General features: G+C 66.3%; 17 protein-coding genes. 7 read left to right on the forward strand and 10 right to left on the reverse strand.

The features are described 5' to 3' along the window. Positions 1 to 26 precede the first annotated feature (26 nt). From AC4EEO_RS08165 to AC4EEO_RS08175, 3 genes are read right to left on the reverse strand one after another with little or no spacing between them, the layout of a single operon-like run. The gene (locus tag AC4EEO_RS08165) at positions 27 to 938 is read right to left on the reverse strand and encodes a carbohydrate ABC transporter permease (protein ID WP_018761517.1); all 912 of its coding nucleotides are present in this window, start codon (positions 936 to 938) and stop codon (positions 27 to 29) included. Further along, on the reverse strand, positions 935 to 1,885 hold the full coding sequence (locus AC4EEO_RS08170; RefSeq protein ID WP_018761516.1) for a carbohydrate ABC transporter permease: 951 nt from the start codon (positions 1,883 to 1,885) through the stop codon (positions 935 to 937). The genes AC4EEO_RS08165 and AC4EEO_RS08170 overlap by 4 nt, the downstream gene beginning before the upstream one ends. After that, complete coding sequence (locus AC4EEO_RS08175; RefSeq protein ID WP_133831640.1) at positions 1,882 to 3,207, reverse strand: ABC transporter substrate-binding protein; 1,326 nt, start codon at positions 3,205 to 3,207, stop codon at positions 1,882 to 1,884. The genes AC4EEO_RS08170 and AC4EEO_RS08175 overlap by 4 nt, the downstream gene beginning before the upstream one ends. A gap of 101 nt (positions 3,208 to 3,308) precedes the next feature. Here AC4EEO_RS08175 and AC4EEO_RS08180 point away from each other — a divergent pair, with 101 nt between their 5' ends. Together AC4EEO_RS08180 and AC4EEO_RS08185 are read left to right on the forward strand one after the other, a co-directional pair. Beyond that, complete coding sequence (locus AC4EEO_RS08180; protein ID WP_240617685.1) at positions 3,309 to 4,142, forward strand: NAD-dependent epimerase/dehydratase family protein; 834 nt, start codon at positions 3,309 to 3,311, stop codon at positions 4,140 to 4,142. 40 nt (positions 4,143 to 4,182) lie between these two features. After that, the gene (locus tag AC4EEO_RS08185; RefSeq protein WP_109044495.1) at positions 4,183 to 4,995 is read left to right on the forward strand and encodes an IclR family transcriptional regulator; all 813 of its coding nucleotides are present in this window, start codon (positions 4,183 to 4,185) and stop codon (positions 4,993 to 4,995) included. Positions 4,996 to 5,049: 54 nt separating this feature from the next. On the opposite strand, the gene AC4EEO_RS08190 is transcribed toward AC4EEO_RS08185, so the two are convergent. From AC4EEO_RS08190 to AC4EEO_RS08205, 4 genes are all read right to left on the reverse strand, one after another. After that, positions 5,050 to 5,997: an alpha/beta fold hydrolase gene (locus AC4EEO_RS08190; RefSeq protein WP_491340242.1), complete on the reverse strand. Its 948-nt coding sequence runs from the start codon at positions 5,995 to 5,997 to the stop codon at positions 5,050 to 5,052. Positions 5,998 to 6,021: 24 nt separating this feature from the next. Further along, positions 6,022 to 6,888 carry an HNH endonuclease gene (locus AC4EEO_RS08195; RefSeq protein ID WP_491340243.1) on the reverse strand — a complete coding sequence of 289 codons (867 nt, stop codon included), beginning with the start codon at positions 6,886 to 6,888 and terminating at the stop codon, positions 6,022 to 6,024. Positions 6,889 to 6,938: 50 nt separating this feature from the next. Beyond that, on the reverse strand, positions 6,939 to 7,133 hold the full coding sequence (locus AC4EEO_RS08200; protein WP_133831638.1) for a hypothetical protein: 195 nt from the start codon (positions 7,131 to 7,133) through the stop codon (positions 6,939 to 6,941). 102 nt (positions 7,134 to 7,235) lie between these two features. Further along, entirely contained in the window at positions 7,236 to 7,469 is a 234-nt protein-coding gene (locus AC4EEO_RS08205; protein ID WP_491340244.1) for a hypothetical protein, read from the reverse strand. A 28-nt stretch (positions 7,470 to 7,497) separates the two neighbouring features. Between AC4EEO_RS08205 and AC4EEO_RS08210 the strand changes: the two genes are divergently transcribed. Continuing rightward, entirely contained in the window at positions 7,498 to 8,955 is a 1,458-nt protein-coding gene (locus AC4EEO_RS08210; RefSeq protein WP_491340245.1) for a DUF5129 domain-containing protein, read from the forward strand. Between the two features lie 23 nt (positions 8,956 to 8,978). On the opposite strand, the gene AC4EEO_RS08215 is transcribed toward AC4EEO_RS08210, so the two are convergent. Together AC4EEO_RS08215 and AC4EEO_RS08220 are read right to left on the reverse strand one after the other, a co-directional pair. Next, positions 8,979 to 9,248, reverse strand: coding sequence for a YegP family protein (locus AC4EEO_RS08215; protein ID WP_491340246.1), 270 nt, complete (start codon positions 9,246 to 9,248; stop codon positions 8,979 to 8,981). A gap of 563 nt (positions 9,249 to 9,811) precedes the next feature. Next, complete coding sequence (locus tag AC4EEO_RS08220; protein ID WP_491340247.1) at positions 9,812 to 10,282, reverse strand: GyrI-like domain-containing protein; 471 nt, start codon at positions 10,280 to 10,282, stop codon at positions 9,812 to 9,814. Positions 10,283 to 10,452: 170 nt separating this feature from the next. Between AC4EEO_RS08220 and AC4EEO_RS08225 the strand changes: the two genes are divergently transcribed. The 4 genes from AC4EEO_RS08225 to ppsA all read left to right on the forward strand — a co-directional run bounded on the left by AC4EEO_RS08225 (position 10,453) and on the right by ppsA (position 18,010). After that, positions 10,453 to 12,438 (forward strand): heavy metal translocating P-type ATPase, encoded by a 1,986-nt coding sequence (locus tag AC4EEO_RS08225; RefSeq protein ID WP_491340248.1) that lies wholly within the window; start codon positions 10,453 to 10,455, stop codon positions 12,436 to 12,438. A gap of 45 nt (positions 12,439 to 12,483) precedes the next feature. After that, complete coding sequence (locus AC4EEO_RS08230) at positions 12,484 to 12,945, forward strand: universal stress protein (protein ID WP_018761504.1); 462 nt, start codon at positions 12,484 to 12,486, stop codon at positions 12,943 to 12,945. Beyond that, on the forward strand, positions 12,942 to 15,515 hold the full coding sequence (locus AC4EEO_RS08235) for a cation-translocating P-type ATPase (protein ID WP_491340249.1): 2,574 nt from the start codon (positions 12,942 to 12,944) through the stop codon (positions 15,513 to 15,515). Before AC4EEO_RS08230 ends, AC4EEO_RS08235 begins: the two co-directional genes overlap by 4 nt. A gap of 77 nt (positions 15,516 to 15,592) precedes the next feature. Further along, on the forward strand, positions 15,593 to 18,010 hold the full coding sequence (gene ppsA, locus AC4EEO_RS08240) for a phosphoenolpyruvate synthase (RefSeq protein ID WP_491340250.1): 2,418 nt from the start codon (positions 15,593 to 15,595) through the stop codon (positions 18,008 to 18,010). Positions 18,011 to 18,079: 69 nt separating this feature from the next. Here the strand turns inward: ppsA and AC4EEO_RS08245 are convergent, their stop codons facing one another. After that, on the reverse strand, positions 18,080 to 18,502 hold the full coding sequence (locus tag AC4EEO_RS08245) for an Hsp20/alpha crystallin family protein (RefSeq protein ID WP_018761501.1): 423 nt from the start codon (positions 18,500 to 18,502) through the stop codon (positions 18,080 to 18,082). Positions 18,503 to 18,547: the final 45 nt, after the last annotated feature.

An 18,547-nucleotide genomic window follows, 5' to 3' on the forward strand; every position in this document is an offset into this window, starting at 1 on the left:
GGCGGCGGGGGAGTGAAGGGTATGCCCTACCCCTTGGTGGCGCCCGAAGTGATGCCGCGGATCATGGAGCGTTGCAGGAAGAGGTACACCAGGAGGCTGGGAATCATGGCCATCAGGGCGCCGGCCAGCAGCACGCCGGGGCCCACCGTGGTGTCATTGCGCAGCACCGAGAGCGCGACGGTCAGGGTGTAGTCGCTGGGGTCATTGGCGGCGATGAGGGGCAGCAGGTACTGGTCCCAGACCATCATGAAGCCGAAGATTCCGATGACGCCGAGGGCGGGTTTGCAGAGCGGCAGGATGATGGTGAACAGCATCCGGAATTCGCCCACTCCATCCAGCCGGGCGGCTTCCTCGATCTCGCCCGGGATCTCCTTCATGAATTCGCTCATGATGAAGATGGAGAAACCCCAGATGCCCACCGGGAGGATGACGGCCAGGACGGAACCGCGCAGGCTGATCCCCAGCAGCGGCAAGTCTCCAAGGACCAGGGACAGCGGGATGCCGATGATCTCTTCCGGCAGCATCATGGTCATCAGGACCAGGAGCAGCACCAGCGCCTGTCCCCGGAACTTCCTCCGGCTCAGGCTGTAGGCGGCGAACACCGATACTGTCATCTGCAGCAGGAGTCCGCCGCCGGCCACCACCAGGGAGTTCAGCAGGTAACCCCACAGCCCTTGTTGCGTGGCCGCCTCAAAATTCCGCAGCGTGAAGCTCTTGGGCAGCAGCGATATGTCCGTGGGGCTGGAATTCCGGTCAAAGGCACCGGAAATGATGGCCACGAAGGGCAGCGCAAAGATGCAGAAGACCAGCACGCAGAGCAGGACGCGGAGGACCATGTTCGGCCCCAGCCGGGGAGACCAGCCCAATGCGGTGTCGAATCGCGCGCCGGCGGAAGGCTTGGCTGGGCGCGCCTTGGGGCGGGAAACGGTATGGGTCATCGTACGGCCTTCCTTTTGCCAACAAGCTGTGTCCCCACCGTGAGCAGCAGGGTGACCACCAGCAGTAGGACGGCGGCCGCAGACGCGACCCCGATGTCATTGCGTTGGAATCCGAGAGAGTACATGCGCGTCATCCAGACTTCGGTGGACCCGGCGGGACCGCCGCCGGTGAGTACGTAGACCTCGGTGAAACTTCGAAGGCTCCGGATGGCGGCCAGGGTCAGGACAATCACCAGCGATGGGCGCAGGGCCGGCAGAGTGATATAGCGCAGACGCTGCCAGACGCTGGCTCCGTCCACCCCCGCCGATTCGTAGAGGGAACGGTCCACGCCGGTGAGGCCGGCGAGGATGATCACCATGTTGTAGGGTGCGCCGCTCCAGATGCCGACGACGGCGATGGACCACAGTGCCGTGTCCGTACCGTTGAGGAACTGCAGCGGACCGAGTCCCAGCCAGCCCAGGATATTGTTCAGCGGTCCGTCAGCGGTGGGAAAGTACAGGATCCGCCAGATCTCGCCTACGACGGCCAGGGCCGTCACAACAGGCAGGAAGATGGTGGTGCGCAGGATCCACAGGGACCGGGCCTGGCCTTCAAGGAGGAGGGCCAACGCGAACCCGACCACGAGGGCGCCCAGCGTCTGGGTTACGCCGAGTACCACCGTGTGGCCCAGGGCTTCCATGAACCGGGCGTCCGTCAGGACGCTGATGTAGTTGTCCATGCCGACAAACACGTCCCCCAGGAACGGCTGGACCTTGAAGAAGCTCAGCCGGATGCCCTCGACCATGGGGATGAACTTGAAATAGAGGCCCAGCACGGCCGCCGGCACCAGGAAGAGCCAGATGGCCAGGAGTTGCTTGCCGTTGCTGCGCTTCCTGCGCACCGGCACCTGCCCCGTGTCCGGAGCTCCGGTCAGCGACCGTGCTGGTTTGGTTGGGGCTGTGGTCATGACTTCGCGTTCTGGCTTGTCAGTTCGTTGTTGATGGCGGTGTCAAGGTCCTTGAGGCCGGACGACACGTTGTCTGCAGCGCAGTCGGAGGCGATCTTGTTCAGTGCTTCCGCGGCGGCCTGCTTGATCGGGACGAAGTTGATGGCGGACGGGAAGGCCTTCGAAGAGTTCTTCAACGCATCCTGGACCACGGCCCAGCGCGGATCGTTGTAGACGGCGGCGGCATCGACGCCCGAATTCACGGGAACCCGGACGATCGGCTGCTTGCCGGCGGTCATGCCCGCCTTCTGCCCCTCTGCCGAGACGAGGTAGTCGATGACCTGCTTGGTCTGGTCCTTCTTGCCATTGGTGGCAGTGACGTAGATGTTCTCGCCTTCTGCCAGGACGGTGTTGTCCTTGCTGCCCTTCGGGGTCTCGATGACCTCGTACTTGTCCTTGCCGAGCGAGGCATCGAACGAGGAGAAGTTGTAGGGGCCGGTCAGGATGATGCCTGTTTTGCCGGTCTGGAAGAATGGGGTCGCGGCGCTCGTGGCCGCGGTGAGGGCGCCCGGCTGGGTGTTGCCCGGGGTGCAGAACTGCTGCTTGATCCACGTGACGCCCGCTTGGGCGCCGGAGGCGGAGGCCGAGTACTTGCCGTTGCCGTCGTCCTTGAGGTAGGCCCCGCCGTCCTGCCAGAGGTAGGAGGAGGCCCACCAGCCGAAGTAGCCGCGCTCTGTGGAGCCGGGAACAGTCATGCCATAGGTGTCGGCCTGGCCGTTGCCGTCGGGGTCCTGCGTGGCGAAAGCGGTTGCGAGCTTTGCCAGGTCCTCCTGCGTCTTGGGGATGGGCAGGCCCAGCTTTTCACGCCAGTCTTTGCGGATCATCGTCACCATGGTCTGGCGGGAAAACGGTACGCCGTAGGTGGAGCCGTCCAGGCCTTGTGTTTCCTTCCACAGGGAGTCCGGGATCGTGTCATTTCCTGCGACGGAGGACTTGTCAATCTTCTGCAGGTAGCCCTGGGATGTGTAGTTGCCCAACGCAGCTGAGTCGTTGATGACGATGTCGGGCAGTTTCTTGGACGCCGCCCTGGTCTGAAGCTGCTGGTCCAGGTCCGGTACACCCTGGAAGTTGACCTGCACACCCGTCTTGGCGGTGAACTCCTTGAACAGTGCGGAGTAAGTGGTGGCGGCATCGGTTCCGGCTCGCGCCCACACCTCGATGGGTTGTCCATCATCCTTCGCCGCCGGTGCCGAGGATCCGCTGCCGCAACCGGTCAGCAAGGCAGCCGAAGCTATGGACAGCGCCAGCGCCGCCCGGGAGCGGGACTTGAATTTCGAATCCACTCTGATTCTCCTTTTTACATATATAAATGATTGTTACTATGTGAAACGTACTTCACGAGAGTATGATCATGGTCACAGGCTGTCAACCACTGGAGGAAATCTTGGCCGCACGATCGAAGCCCGTCACTGTTGCCGTCACCGGAGGGGCGGGAATGATGGCCACGCTGCTGCGGCCTTATCTGGCAGAGGCCGGATATGCCGTCCGCCTGCTGGACCTGGCAGAGGCTGCCGACCCCCGTGCGCACGAGTCGGTATACGTGGGATCGGTAACGGACCCCGACTTCATGAACGCCGCCCTGGCCGGAGTCACCGGGGTTGTGCATTGGGGCGGCCTGCACCGCGAGATGACGTGGGAGGAAATTGTGTCCACCAACATCACGGGCACCCAGGTGACGCTTGAAGCGGCCCGTCGCAACGGCGTCGACCGTGTCCTCCTGGCCAGCTCCACGCACGCCGTGGGATTCCATCCCACGCACGCGGCGGCAGAGGATGCTGTCCTGGCGCCGCGCCCGGACACCTACTACGGCGTCAGCAAAGCCGCCGTGGAGGCGCTGGGCAGCCTGTACGCCGACAAGTTCGGCATGAAGGTGGTCAGTGCGCGCATCGGCACCGGCGGTGCGCGGCCGGACAACCTGCGGACCCTTGGTTCGTGGCTCTCCCCGGCGGATTCCTTCCGCCTGGTGGAGGCGGCACTCAGCGATGCGGGCGCGCCCGGCCACCATGTGGTGTGGGCGGTATCCGCCAACAGCCGGGGATGGGCGAACCTGGAAGCCGGCCGTGCCATCGGATTTGAGCCGCGGGACAATGCGGAAGAATTCGCCGGCGACGTTGACACCACGACTCCCGATGAATGGGCTGCACTCCTTGGCGGCGCCTGGGCGGGCAGTGACCATAAGGTGGGAATAGACAACTACCCGCACCTGGCCGTCAAATGAGTTGCGGCGAGCCGGGACTGTGGCGACAGGGGGAGCACTGATGGCATCACTCGAGGTCCAGGAGAGTCCGCGCGGGGAGGCGCCGGGCGGCGACGTGAAACTGGTAAAGTCCGCCGAGCGCACCATCGCGATCCTCGAACTGGTCGCTGCGGCCCCGCAGCCGCTGACAACCGCCGAGATCTTCAAACTGACCGGCTATCCGCGCTCCAGCCTGCACTGGCTGCTGCTGACTTTGCTTGAGCTGAACTGGATCGAGCAGACGCCGGAGGGCGCCTACCGGATCGGGACGCATGCACTCCTGTGCGGCACCGCGTACCTTGACCGTGATCCTGTGATGGAACATGTCTCCGGCATCCTGGAAAAAGTCCGCAACGCGACCACTTTCACCACCCACTACGCCCGCCTGGACCGTTCCGACGTCATCTACCTGGCCACCCGGCAGGCAGTGGACCGCCGCCGGCTTTCCTCCCGGGTGGGCCGCAAGCTGCCGGCCCAGGTGACTGCGCTGGGAAAGGCCATCCTGTCCGAATACACCGACGAGGAAGTAAGGCAACGGCTTGGTCCGGGACCCTACGCCCCGCTGACCCCCAACACGGTGCCTGACTTCGGGGCGCTGCAGGCAGAGCTGGCCGAATTCCGGAAAACCGGGCACGCCGTGGAGTGGGAACAGAACACGGTTGGGCTGTGCTGCGTCAGTGTGGTGGTCCCGTACCGCATCCCCGGCACGGACGCCATGAGCTGCTCCATGCCGATTGAGCTGGCCACCGATGACGTCATCGAAAAGACCGTGGAGACCCTGCACTCAGCGGCCGGCGAACTGGCCCGCACTTTGCGCGCCGCAGGCATCCGCTAGGCCTTCCCTCAGGGCCTGGCTGCCGATCCACCGGCCCCTGGCGGCAGCAGGGCGCTACGCCTCCCCGGCCCCGGCGTACAGGGCCAGCAAATCCCGGCTGAACTCGTGGGGCGAGGTTTCGCAGGGGCTGTGGCCACCCCGGTACACCCCGATCCGCGCCTTGATGGCCTGGGCAAACTGCCGGTGCAGGCTCAGCGGCCACAGGTCGTGGTCACCGACCGCTACGAACTTGGGCAGGGATGCCCCGGCCAGCTCCTGCCGGACATCCGGAACATGCTGCATGAGGGTGTAGATGTCCCGGATTGAGGCCCGCCGGGTGAAACGGAATCGATAGTTCACGAACCGCTGCCTGCCCCGCGGGACCCTCGCCACCCGGCCGCTGCGGATGCCCCAGATGAGGAGGGCGGCCCCTGCCCGGCCGTTCACCCACGTGCTGAACCGGCCGATCCTGCCCACTCCCTGGAAGCCCTGTCCCGGTTCGGGCGGGCAGGCCAGCAGCGTCAAGGACCGGAAAAGCCCGGGCCGCTCCACATAGGCGAGCTGGGCGATGATGGCGGCGAACGAGTACCCAACCACATGGACCGGCGTTGCCGTCGTCTCCAGGACGGCCACAAAGTCATCCACGAACAGCCGGTAGTCGTAATGGTTGCGTGGCGGAACCAGATTCTCCGGGCCGGCCCCGGCTGACTGGTATTGGCCTGCTAGGTCGTAAGCGAGAACAAAGTAACCGGCCGCGGCGAGGTCCGGCATCATCAGGGAAAAATCCTCTTTCGACCCCGTGGCGCCGGGGACCAGCACGACGCAGGGATCATCCGGATCGCCCAACGCGACGGCCGCAAGCTTGCCGCTCGGCACGTCGATGGTGAAGTCCACCGAGCCTGGCGGCGGGACTGCCCAGTCGACGTCGCCGAGCCCCGCATCCAGCTGTGCGGCCGCGTCCGCCCGGGCACGACCGAGGTCCCCCGGGTCTTCCCCGTTCCCGCTCCGGCCAGGCTTTGCCATGGTCCCAACATAGTCCGGTAAACCCTACGTGGGGCTGCCCCCGAGAATCCGGCGTGCATCGGCCTGCGCTTGGAGTTGGGCCGTGCTGACCACGTCACCCGCCACGTTGCCGCCGGCGGAGGCCATGGTGCGCAGTTCCGCAACCGTCCGGGGCGGGTTCTCGCTGTGCGCGACCACGTGGCAGTTCCGGCACAGCGGGACGAGATCGGCTACGGGGTCAAGCTGATAGCTGTTCCCCAGCATCTCTGCCGGAACCAGGTGGTGCACGGCAACCACGGCGGCACCGGCCACTCCGTAGGTGGCTTCAAAGGAAAAGCCGCAGGCCGCGCAGGACGTGCCGTGGAACGCCAAACACAACCTGCGGGTATCCGGGTCCCACTCGTAGCGGTTCACTTGGACGTGGCGGACGGCAGAAGGGTGAAAGGTTCCACCGGGGAGTTCATCGGGATCCGTCATCGCAGGACCTTGGATACGCCACAGCCTGTGAAGGGCCGGCTCGGACTCCGGCGGGACTTCCACCAAGGAGTGCGCGGACTCACCGGCAAGGAAACCGCCCGGAAACGCGGACTCAATGATTTCAGGGCCGGTCTGTTCACCCAAGGGCAGCAGCGAGTCGAAGACCACCGTGATGAACCAGCCAGTGTCTGAGGCATGGTCGGCTGCGGGGACCTGGTAAGGCTCGGACTCCACCAGCCCATGGCCGATCAGGCCATTGCCCTGCCCGCCGCCGCGCAGCAGCAGCCAGGCGTCCGTTCCCGGGATTGCTTCCGGCCGGGAATCGAGTTTCCACCGGTCCACGAACCTGCCGGACTCCATGGCCTGTTCGACGGCGGCACGGTAGTCCCGGCGATGCAGGTCGTCGGCGTCCACGGCCAGTATTACTGCAGCCACCGTTCACCTTGCCTTGGCGCGCGGGGCCGGCCCCCACCGTGCAGCGGGATTTAGATCGGTTCCTTGGCCAGCGCCTTGGTCTTGGCGGGTGTTTCGCGCCCCAGCCTTTCATCGAGCGTGACCCGGAGCCTGGCCGCAGCGACCTGGACCCGGCGCTCGGCGGGGGTTGCCTTCTTTGTGGCCGAGGGGGCAGCGGCTTTCCGTGCGGGGTGGACATAACGCTGCTCAGGCGACGTTGCGCTCATGGTCCAACCTCCTCGGCATTTTCTTCGTCTTTCGTTTCATTCTCGCCCAAGATGGCGCGGCCGTCCACGCCGGCCGCCTCCTCCCATGGGCCCGTGTCCGTCTCAGTGTCCTCTCCGTTTCTCTTCCCCGGAGACGCTCTTCCAGGCAATATCGAACAGCTCGAGCTCCTCGGTGCGCGCGAGCCCGCTCCGTGCCAGCACCTCCAGGGTGGCCAGCCCCAGCGCTTTGGTTCCTTCGTCCGGGTCCAGGGCCCTGTCCAAGGCCCACTGGGTCCGCCGCCACCACTCGGCCCGGCGGGACTTTTGGCCCTTTGTCCGGCTTGGTCCTGGTTCCATCCTGATTCCACGCAGTAAGGAGAGGGACATGGGTACTCTGGCCAGCCGGATTGGTGTGATCGTGCTTGCGCTGGGTGCCCTCCTGGTGGCGGTGCCGGCGGCGAGCGCCGCGGGTGCGCCCGTGGCCATCGTTGTGGAGGACACCGCAGGGGTGCTGGACCAGAACACGCTGGTCCCCGCCGTCGAAAGTATCCAGTTCTACGAACCCACCCGTATCGCAGTCTTCACCTACAACGGAACCGCCGCGGACAACCTTAACGAAAAGGTCCTCGCGTTTGCCCGGTCCCGGCATCCGGAATGGATCAGTGCGGATGGGCAGAAATGGGCGGACGGGTTGTTCATTTTCGCGCTCGATCCTGTGGGCCGCCACGTGGGCACTTACATGGGTGAGGACCGGAAAGTGTCCTTGGAGCAGCGTGGCGACATCCAGGACGCGTCGAAGGAACTCTTCCGTGACGCCCAGTGGACCGGCGGCACCGTGGCCGGCATCCGCCGGGCCGCCGAGCTCATCAACCAGCCATGGTACCGCTCTGCCGGGTTCCTCATCACAGTGTGGGTAACGGGCGGGCTGGCGGCGCTGGGCGCAGCCGCATGGCTTACAGTCCGCGGCGTGACACGAGCCAGGTGCCGCAGGCAGATTGATCGGGGGGACCGCAGCTATTCCAACGTCAGCATGGACCTGGAGGTCACGGAGCTGAACGCGGGCACCATCCCCGAATCGTCGCGCTATGGCAGCCAGGTCCTGGAGAAGCACCGCACTTTCCTGAGCCGGTACGCAGCCACCACGGACTTGTCCAACCAGGTGCATGCGCTCCCGCGGCGAGCGCTGAGCCGGCGGAAAAGCCTCAACCTTGCCCGCGAATTCGCCGACAACGCAGCCCGGCTGGATGCCCTGGATGACGTCATCGCGGACAGCAACGCCCTGCTGAACCGCGCCGCCACCTGGCCCACGGCCTGGGACCGGCAGCTTGCACCGTTCCGCGAGGACTTAGCCGGGCTGGAGCAGCTCCTGAGCAAGAGGCACGGGCAGGGCGAGTCCGCCAGCGCGGCGGCCCTGCGGTCCTTCAGGGACGAAAGCCTGCGGGAGATCGAGCGCTGGACGGCTGACCTGGCCGACGGAACAATCACGCCGGAGCAGGCACTGGACCGGCTCTACGATGCCCGTTCCCGGCTGTCGGAGCTGTTGGAGCAGCATGCCGAAACGGTCATCCAGGGGTTCGCCAGGAATGGGGACGAGGCGCGCTTGATGCGGGAGAAAATGGACGCCGCCCATGAAGGGCCCACCCACCACGGGCAGCGCAGGTACGAACCCAGCATCCTTGGCACGTGCTATCCCACGTACCAGTTCTTCTCCGTTGCCACCTTCAACTCCGGGTTCAGCACCGGCATCGGCAGTGTCAACTCGGCCAGGGGCGGCGGCAGCACCACCGGGTACGGCAGCACCGGCGGGAGCTTTTCCGGGTCGGGCAGTTCGTCAAGCTTCTAGTTCCGGGGGCGGTATTCGGGGGCCTACGCGACGCCGAGCGCACCCAACCGGCCGATTCCGCGCCGGATGCTGTACCGGGTGTGTGCTGCGGGAGCGAGGACGAGTCCCGCTGGTGGCACCACGTCACGGATCAGTCCGGTCCCTGCACATTCCCGGACTTCTTCTATGGCCGCGGCCGCCGACCGCTTGTCCGTGAACGGGCCGGAGACAGCCAGAACGTGGCCGTCCGGCATCACAAGCCGGAATCGGATCCGGGAGTCGTCATCTGCAAACAGTTCGAACGTACCTGCCATAAGCCTTCTGCTCCTCAGGGATTCCTGCCTCGGTCGGGGATGGGTTGGCCGTTGTCCGGCCCTCCGGCGCGGATGTACAACCACAGCGGTGTTCCGGCCCAGACCACCATCCCAGAGGACACGGCCCGCGTTTAGGGCCCAAAGTCCCGGCTGGCCGGTTCCGGCTGCCGGGCAGGGCCCACGGCAGGGCGCCGAATACCAGGGCCACCAGCGGCAGGCTCCCGTCAAAGAGCAACAGGCCCAGGCCTCTTCATGCCTGGGCCTCGCCATACGGGGAGCCGGCGTAGACAGCACCATTCGGCCCGGCTGTTAGGCGGTTCCGTTGGTTCACCCAAAGAGGTACCAAGTGCCCTGTTCTGTGGCGCCGGTCCTTGCACGTTTCCCGGGCCGCCGCTGAACCGGACTCCTCCCGAGGAACAGTGGGCCCCGGGCCTGCAGGCCAGCCTCCGCCAACTGCGCCGGGACATAGCCCGTGACGGGTGGCAACTATCTGCCCGCGGCACACAGCCCTGGGATCTGACCTTCAGCCGTGCCAGGAGTTGATCGACGGCGTCTGCCCTGCCTTAGGCAACGGGCCAAACCACCTTGGTCTGCCACGTGGCCGGATCCGGCTGCTTTTCCGGATCGCTCAAGTAGTATTCCCACACCATCCCGCCCGGGGTGGCGCCGTCTTCCTGCATGCGCTGCCGGATGGCATCGTAGGTGGTGCCCAACGTGTCATACGGGCCGCTGTGGATGGCCTCATACGCATCGGTGTCGGGAAGCGTCCCGCTGGCCACCTCGCCTGTTCCGTGAAAGAGTCCCGCGACGGGGAAACCCGCTTCGACGTCCACTGATTCGCCAGGCATACCGTGGTACAGCGCGAACGGCGGGCCTGCAGGGCTGGCGCCCTGCATCTGGACAGCCGCCATGACGGCACCGAAGGCCCTGCCAAAAAAGCCTGTCAGTGCGTCCATCGGGACGCGTTCGCGGACCACTGCCACAGCCTGCTCCGCAACGTGGGTCTTCCGCGGTTCCTGCCCATTTCCGTTCATGCCACCAGCATTGCCGCGAGGCCGGTTACATGACAGGGCCAAAGGTCACACCGCCACAAGGAGCGACGAGCCCGGTGCCGGGTCCAAATGCCCTACCCCAGGCAGTGCCGGACCGGTACGTTCGGCTCTATGCGTGATCACCATCGGTACACAGCTTTGAAGTGTCCTGAATGAGGAAGCCGGCCGCCCCGCCCACGGCGTCGGGCGGGCGCCTCGATGGAGTTGCCCCCGAAGGGCCCGCAAAGTCCTCCGCGGAGAAGGCGTGGCGTTTCACCAAGCAGTATCCCGTCGTCGCGCTGACGTGCCTGGTGCTGGCGGCCACGCTGGTGCTGATGCAATCCGGCCTGGAACTGCAGGTCCGGATCCTGGCCTCTGCCTATGCCGCTGTGATCGTGGTACTGCGTTCCGCCGGGATGGTCCGCGCCCTGCGGGAAGGGCGCTGGGGGATCGACCTCCTGGCGCTCATGGCGATCGGCAGCACCGTGGCAGTGGGCGAATACCTGGCCGCCCTGGTGGTCATCCTCATGTTGACCGGCGGGGAATCGCTCGAAAACTTCGCCCAGGGACGTGCCGCCCGGGAGCTGCGGTCCCTGCTGGACCGGGCACCCCGCTTCGCGCACCGCGAGCGAGCCGGCACCGTGCTCGAAGATATCCCGATCGGCGAGGTGGTGCCGGGGGACGTGCTGATGGTACGCCCCTCCGAGCTGGTGCCGGTGGACGGCACGCTGCTGTCTGAAACGGCCAGCCTTGACGAATCTTCGCTGACGGGCGAGAGCCTTCCCGTGGAACACGCAAGGGGGCAGGTGCTGCTCAGCGGATCGGTGAACGGTGTGGCAGCAATCCGCATGCGGGCATCGGCCACCGCGGCCGACTCCCAGTACAGCCGCATCATCGCCCTGGTAGAGGAAGCATCAAACAGCCGGGCCCCGGTGGTGAGGCTCGCTGACCGGTACGCCGTTCCCTTCACCCTCCTGGCACTGGCCATGGCCGCCACGGCCTGGATCCTGTCAGGTGAAGCGCTCCGCTTTGCACAGGTCCTGGTGGTGGCTACGCCCTGCCCGCTCCTGATCGCGGCGCCGGTGGCTTTCCTGGCCGGCACCAGCCAGGCCGCGCACAAGGGCATCATCATCAAGAACACCCGGACCCTCGAGCAACTTGCGAAGGCGCAGACAGCGGTTTTCGACAAGACCGGAACCCTCACCTCCGGGCGTCCCGTCCTTGACGAGGTCCGGGTGGCCCCGGGCAAGGGCGGGTCCCTGGGCAGCCACCGGATCCTGCAGCTGGCTGCCTCGGCTGAACAATACTCCTCGCACGTCCTGGCAGGCTCGGTGATCGAGGCGGCACAGTTGGCCAACCTGGAGCTCATGCCGGTACAGCAGGCGGCCGAAACTGCCACGCACGGGGTGGAAGCTGTCTGCGGCGGCCGGCGCGTGGTGGTGGGCAAAGCAGCTTTGGTCAGCAATGTCTCGACCGGGTTCCGTGAAACACCGGTCCACAGCGGCCAGCTGGCCATCCACGTGGCCGTGGACGGCGAGTACGCCGGTGCGCTGGTCATGAAGGATCCGTTACGCCGCAACGCCGTGGATACCCTGGCACAGTTGAACTCCCTGGGAGTGCGGAACACCATGCTGCTGACCGGGGACGCCAAAGCCACCGCGGCGCACATTGCCGAGGAAGCGGGAATCGGCCGCGTGCAGGCGGAATGCCTGCCGGAGGACAAAGTCAACACCGTGGCCGCCATCCGGGAACGCCCGGTCATCATGGTGGGCGACGGCGTCAACGACGCGCCCGTCCTGGCCGCCGCCGAGGTAGGAATAGCCATGGGCGCCAAAGGCGCAACGGCCGCCAGCGAATCGGCCGACGTGGTAATCATGCTCGATGACCTGTCCAAGGTGGCCCAGGCCGTCGCCATCGGCAAACGGACCGTAGCCGTGGCCCTGGTGAGCATCTGGACCGGCATAGGGCTCAGCCTGGTCCTGATGGCCATCGCCATGACTGGGTACATTCCCGCCGTCGCCGGCGCCCTCCTGCAGGAGCTGGTGGACCTGGCCACCATCCTGAACGGCCTGCGCGCCCTCCACGGTGCCGACCCGACGCGGATGGCAGGCTCCAGGCGCCCTTCGCCTGCTGCCGGCGTTGTCCGCCCATCAGCATGACTTTCGGCCCTTCCGCCCAAATGCACCAGCGGCCAACGTGGTGGTATGAACGCAGAAACAGTGGCCAAGCCCGTCATCGTTGGCGTGGACGGTTCCGAATATTCCTCCGCCGCCCTGCGGTATGCCGGCAAGCTGGCCGCCCGCCTGGGGACCCGCCTTGAGGTCATCACATGCGTCGGGATGCCCGACTACCTGGTGACCTCACGCCTCGAGGGGGCAGACCGGCAGTTCACCGCGAGGCTGGAGGACGCCGCCGAACGGCTCGTGGAGGACGCCCTGGGCCGGGCCTTCCCGGGCGAGCGGCCGGCGAACGTCGATGTGGACGTCAAATTCGGGCCACCGGCGAAGGTGCTGGTGGACGAAAGCCGCCGGGCGCAGATGCTGGTGGTGGGCAGGCATGGAGAGGGCGGCCTCCTTAAGCAGTCCATGGGGTCCGTCACCAAGGCGTGCGCAGCGCACTCCGCCTGCCCGGTGCTCCTGGTGGGCCAGGAGGCGGACGCTGTGTGAGGACCGCGGAGGGCCTGACATCTGCAAGGGCCGCGCAACTCCTGGAACAGGCCGGCCCCAACCAGCTGCCCACTGAAAAACCCGTCCCGCAATGGCGGAAGCTCTGGGCCGAGATGACGCACTTCTTCGCCCTCATGCTCTGGTGTGCCGCCGGGTTGGCCTTCATTGCCGACATGCCCCAGCTGGCGGTGGCGATCGTCGTCGTCGTGATCGTCAACGGCGTGTTTGCCCACATCCAGCAGGAACGCGCCCAGCACGCCGCAGCCAAGCTGCGCGCCCTGCTGCCGGCCGACGTCATGGTCCGCCGGGACGGGAAGGTGCAGACCGTCCACGCCAGCGCACTGGTGGTGGGCGACGTGGTCCTGCTCGCTGCCGGAGACCGGCTCCCCGCCGACATGGCCCTCATGCTGGCCTCCGCATGCGCGGTGGATGAATCGATGCTGACCGGCGAAAGCGAATCGGTCTCCAAAGCGGCGGGAGACCGGGTCTGGGGCGGCACCTTCATGGTCAACGGTTACGGGGAAGCGACCGTCACGGCGACCGGCGCCAACACCAGGCTGGCCGGAATCGCCGACCTCACCAGCAAAGCGGTTTCGCCCCCCACACCACTGTCCCTGGAACTGCGCCGGATCGTCCGGGTCACCGCGGCGATGGCGCTGGGAATCGCCGCCGTCTTCTTCATGGCCTCATTGCTGGTGGGTTTCCAATGGCGCGATTCGTTCCTCTTCGCCATTGGCGTTGCCGTGGCGCTGGTACCGGAGGGGCTCCTTCCCACCGTGACTCTCTCCCTTGCCATGGGCGCACAGCGGATGGCTGCACGCAACGGACTGGTGCGCAACCTCGAAGCAGTCGAAACGCTCGGGTCCACAACATTCATCTGCACCGACAAAACCGGCACCCTGACCCAGAACCGGATGAACGCCGTCGAAGTCTTCACCGCGGACGGATCCGTCCACGTGACCGGCGACGGGTATGACCCCGACGCCGACGTGCAGGGACACGGAATGGACAAGGCGGCCGCCGCCGCACTCGCAGCACGGGCGGCGTCGCAAGGCCGGGCCGAGCTGCACGGTGGGCAGTGGCGCGCGCAAGGAGATCCGATGGAAGCAGCCCTGGACGTCCTGGCCCGCAGGCTGACTGGAACCGGACCCGGGGCAGCCCCTGCGCGGCGGTTGCCTTTTGACCCGGTGCGGCGCCGGGAATCTGCCCTTGTGGGAGCGGACCTGTTCTGCAAGGGCGCCCCCGAAACTGTGCTCCCGGTGTGCGGCTCGGTGCCGCCGCACGTCAAGGAACATGTTGAAGTGATGGCATCACGTGGCTTGCGCGTCATCGCCGTGGCGCGGCGGAGACTCGGGGGAGTGCCGGCAACATGGCAGACCGGCACGCCGGCCGACCTCGAAACCGGGCTGGAATTCCTCGGCCTGATTGGCCTCCAGGATCCGCCTCGCCCCGATGTGGGCGACGTGATTGGGATTGCGCGCCGGGCCGGCCTGAAGATCGCCATGATTACCGGTGACCACCCGGGGACCGCGGCAGCGATTGCCCGCCAAATCGGCCTGACGGGATCACCCGAATGTGTCCTTGAAGGTTCGGACCTTCCCGCGGACGACCAGGTTCTGGGGGCCCTTTTGGACCGGGACGGGGTAGTAGTCAGCAGGGTATCGCCCGAGCAGAAGCTCCGCGTCGCCAGGGCCCTGCAGGCCCGTGGGCATGTGGTGGCCATGACCGGCGACGGCGTCAACGACGGCCCTGCCCTCCGCGAAGCCGATATCGGCGTGGCCATGGGGCTCAGCGGGACCGACGTGGCGCGGGAGGCATCGGACCTGGTGCTCCTTGACGACCACTTCGGCACCATCGTCGCAGCCATCGAGCAGGGCCGTGCCACCTACGCCAACATCCACCGCTTCCTCACCTACCACCTCACTGACAATGTGGCGGAACTGACCCCCTTCGTCATTTGGGCACTTTCCGGCGGGCAGTTTCCGCTGGCGTTGGGGGTGCTCCAGATCCTTGCCCTGGACATTGGCACCGACCTGCTGCCGGCCCTGGCGCTCGGGGCGGAGGCGCCGGGCAAACGTGTCCTGTCCCGTCCGCCCGAACGCCGGCACCTCATGGACAGGCGGCTGATCATCAGGGTTTTCTGCATCCTGGGGCCGGTGGAGGCCACGACGGAAATGGCGGTGTTCGCCGCTGTCCTCGCGGCCGGCGGCTGGACCCGGGGGCAACCACCGGCTCCCGGCCTCCTGGCGGCCGCATCCGGCGCCGCCTTCATGGCGGTGGTCTTGGGGCAGCTCGCCAACGCCTTCGCGTGCCGGAGCGCCACCGTGCCGCCGTGGAAGCTGGGATGGGGGACCAACAGGCTGCTGGTGTGGGCCGTGCTGGCTGAACTGGCCATCCTGGCAGCATGCCTCTACGTGCCCTATCTTGCGGCAGTGCTGGGCCAGGCCCCGCCTACCCCCATGGGCATGGCCCTCGCCCTCCTCGCCGCCCCCGCCGTCCTGGCAGCCGACTGGATCCACAAAACTGTCCGGAACCGCCTGCGGCCGGCCCAGGGGTCCGCTGTTGCGTAAGTACTGATGCCGCTGAGGGGGCGGCACCGGGACCAAAGACTCTGCCTGCCCTGCCCGGCGGCCGCCAGAATCGAGCCATGAGTGCCCCCGCAGAAGCCGTCCTGGCCAACGTCAATGTCACCTGGATCGAAGACACCGGGCTCGCGGACATACCTTCGGTTGGCGGCAAGAACGCATCCCTGGGTGAGCTGAGCCGGTCCCTTCAATCCTCGGGAGTGCGGGTTCCCGAAGCATTCGCCACGACTGCCGCCGCCTACCGGACCTTCCTGGCAGCCAACGGCCTGGAACCGGGGATCCGGCAGCACATGGATGACCACCGCGCCGGCCGGGCAACGCTGCGCCAGGCGGGCGCAGCCATCCGGGAACTGTTCCTGCAAGCGAGTTTTCCCGACGCCATCGCCGCAGACATCCAGGAACACTACCGTGACCTGTGCAGCCGGACGGGGCAGGCCCAGGTGCCCGTGGCCGTGCGCAGCAGCGCCACGGCAGAGGACCTGCCCGATGCCAGTTTCGCCGGGCAGCAGGAGACCTTCCTGAACGTGGCGGGCGAGCGCGGCGTCCTTGATGCCTGCAGGCGCTGCTACGCATCGTTGTTCACCGACCGCGCCATCAGCTACCGGGAGATGAAGGGCTATGACCACCTGGACGTCGCCCTTTCCGTGGGGGTCCAAAGAATGGTCCGGTCCGACGTCGGCGCTTCCGGGGTGATGTTCTCGATTGACACCGAATCAGGCTTTCCCGACGTTGTGGTGATCAGCGCCGCCTGGGGGCTGGGGGAGACCGTGGTCCAGGGCACCATCAACCCGGACAAATACCAGGTGTTCAAGCCGCTGCTGGCCGACCCGCGGTTCAGTCCCGTCATCGAACGGGCCGTGGGCGCCAAGGAGCGCAAGATGGTGTACAGCCAGGGCGGTGATGCACGGACCCGGACCGTTGACACCAGCGAACGCGAGCGGCGCTCGCTGGTGCTGAGCGACGCGGAAATTGTCCTCCTGGCCCGGTGGGCCGCCGCCGTCGAACAGCATTACGGGCGGCCGATGGACATGGAGTGGGCAAAGGACGGCCTGACCGGTGACCTTTTCATGGTGCAGGCGCGGCCGGAAACTGTCCAGGCGCGCAGAAGCGCCTCCACCTTCCGGACCTACCACCTCCTGCACCCCGGCCCGGTCCTGGCAACCGGGGCGGCGATTGGCGATGCCATCGCCAAGGGCGCGGCGTGCGTGATCCGCGATGCGAAGGACATCGAGTCTTTCGTTGACGGTTCCGTGCTGGTCACCCGGATGACCGACCCCGACTGGGTGCCGGTCATGAAGCGCGCCGCCGGCATCGTCACCGATCACGGCGGGACCACGAGCCATGCCGCGATCGTCAGCCGTGAGCTTGGCGTGCCGGCCGTCGTCGGAACGCGCAACGCAACGGAGATACTGTCCGACGGCGCCCCGGTCACCTTGTCCTGCGCGGAAGGGGAGGAGGGGCGCGTCTATGAAGGACTGTTGGAGTACTCAGTGGAGGATGTGGACATGGCGGGTCTTCCCGCCACCCGAACGGATGTGATGGTCAACATCGCCAGCCCGGCCGCGGCGTTCAAATGGTGGCGTCTGCCTGCAGCCGGGGTGGGACTGGCCCGGATGGAGTTCATCATCAACAGCCTGATCCGCGTCCACCCCATGGCCTTGGTCCATCCGGAAAAAGTGACTGATCCGCAGGAAGCAGACCTCATCAAGCGGCTCACCAGCGGCTACGACGACCCGCAGGAGTACTTCGTGGACGTGCTGGCGACGGGCATCGCCAAGATCGCGGCTCCCTTCCATCCGAAACCGGTGATCGTCCGGCTCAGCGACTTCAAGAGCAACGAATACAGCCACCTGGTGGGCGGCAGGTTCTTCGAACGTCCGGAGGAGAACCCCATGATTGGCTTCCGCGGCGCCTCCCGCTACTACAGCAACCACTACAGGGAAGGGTTCGCCCTGGAGTGCAGGGCCCTCAAACGGGTCCGGGAGCAGGCAGGATTCCGCAATGTCATCGTCATGGTCCCCTTCTGCCGCACAGTCGGCGAAGCGGACCAGGTCATCGAGGCGATGGCGAAGCACGGCCTGGTCCGTGGCGCTGACGGCCTGCAGCTCTACATGATGTGCGAGATCCCATCCAACGTGGTCCTGGCCGAGGAATTCGCCAAGCGCTTTGACGGCTTCTCCATCGGGTCCAACGACCTTACCCAGCTGGTCCTGGGAGTGGACCGCGACTCCGAGGAGCTTGCCGGCCTCTTCGATGAACGCGACCCCGCCGTGACGGCGCTCATTGCCGAGGCCATCCGCAAAGCCCACGCGGCCGGCATCAAGATCGGAATCTGCGGGCAGGGGCCCAGCAACCATCCGGACCTTGCCGAATTCCTGGTCGGCCAGGGCATCGACTCCGTTTCGTTGAACCCGGACACCTACGTCAAAACAGTTCCGGTCATCGCCGCAGCTGAAGCTGCGGCCGGCAAGGCGTCCTAAGCCAGCTGGACATAAAAAGTGCCTGGTCCCCGCGGGGGCCAGGCACCGGCGTCGTCCGCCCGGCGCTGCTCAGCCCCTGGTGATGGGGATCTTCGACGCGCTGGCTTCGACCGCCTGGTCAGGCATCGGGGCGCGGACCTCCAGGACGCCGTCCTTGTAGGCGGCGGTGACGTCCGCCTGTTGGACGCCACCGGGAAGCGGAATACGCCGGACGAAGGACCCGTACCGGAACTCGGAGCGGTAACTGCCCTTGTCCTTGTGTTCCTTCTTTTCCTCCCGCTGCGCCTTGATGGACAGCACGCCGTCGGAAACGGTGACGTCAACATCCTTTTCGGGGTCGATGCCGGGCAGCTCAGCCCGTACTACGAGGGTATTGCCGTCCACCATCTCCTCCACCCGGATGGCGGAAGTTCCCACGTCACCTTCGAAAAGCCGTTCGATGACGTCCAAGGGTGAGCGCCGTGAATCGAACCATTTCATCAGGTCAGTCATTACTGCCTCCTGCTCAAGTGGAAGCCGGACCATCGGATCGCCCGG

The sequence above is a fragment of the Pseudarthrobacter sp. MOO13 genome (assembly GCF_058267655.1).

Excerpts from the sequence above, each read along its gene's own strand:
- AC4EEO_RS08165 (WP_018761517.1), bottom strand. The coding sequence starts at position 938 with ATGACCCATACCGTTTCCCGCCCCAAGGCGCGCCCAGCCAAGCCTTCC.
- AC4EEO_RS08170 (WP_018761516.1), bottom strand. The coding sequence starts at position 1,885 with ATGACCACAGCCCCAACCAAACCAGCACGGTCGCTGACCGGAGCTCCG.
- AC4EEO_RS08185 (WP_109044495.1), top strand. The coding sequence starts at position 4,183 with ATGGCATCACTCGAGGTCCAGGAGAGTCCGCGCGGGGAGGCGCCGGGC.
- AC4EEO_RS08190 (WP_491340242.1), bottom strand. The coding sequence starts at position 5,997 with ATGGCAAAGCCTGGCCGGAGCGGGAACGGGGAAGACCCGGGGGACCTC.
- AC4EEO_RS08200 (WP_133831638.1), bottom strand. The coding sequence starts at position 7,133 with ATGAGCGCAACGTCGCCTGAGCAGCGTTATGTCCACCCCGCACGGAAA.
- AC4EEO_RS08205 (WP_491340244.1), bottom strand. The coding sequence starts at position 7,469 with ATGGAACCAGGACCAAGCCGGACAAAGGGCCAAAAGTCCCGCCGGGCC.
- AC4EEO_RS08210 (WP_491340245.1), top strand. The coding sequence starts at position 7,498 with ATGGGTACTCTGGCCAGCCGGATTGGTGTGATCGTGCTTGCGCTGGGT.
- AC4EEO_RS08215 (WP_491340246.1), bottom strand. The coding sequence starts at position 9,248 with ATGGCAGGTACGTTCGAACTGTTTGCAGATGACGACTCCCGGATCCGA.
- AC4EEO_RS08220 (WP_491340247.1), bottom strand. The coding sequence starts at position 10,282 with ATGAACGGAAATGGGCAGGAACCGCGGAAGACCCACGTTGCGGAGCAG.
- AC4EEO_RS08225 (WP_491340248.1), top strand. The coding sequence starts at position 10,453 with ATGAGGAAGCCGGCCGCCCCGCCCACGGCGTCGGGCGGGCGCCTCGAT.
- AC4EEO_RS08230 (WP_018761504.1), top strand. The coding sequence starts at position 12,484 with ATGAACGCAGAAACAGTGGCCAAGCCCGTCATCGTTGGCGTGGACGGT.
- ppsA (WP_491340250.1), top strand. The coding sequence starts at position 15,593 with ATGAGTGCCCCCGCAGAAGCCGTCCTGGCCAACGTCAATGTCACCTGG.
- AC4EEO_RS08245 (WP_018761501.1), bottom strand. The coding sequence starts at position 18,502 with ATGACTGACCTGATGAAATGGTTCGATTCACGGCGCTCACCCTTGGAC.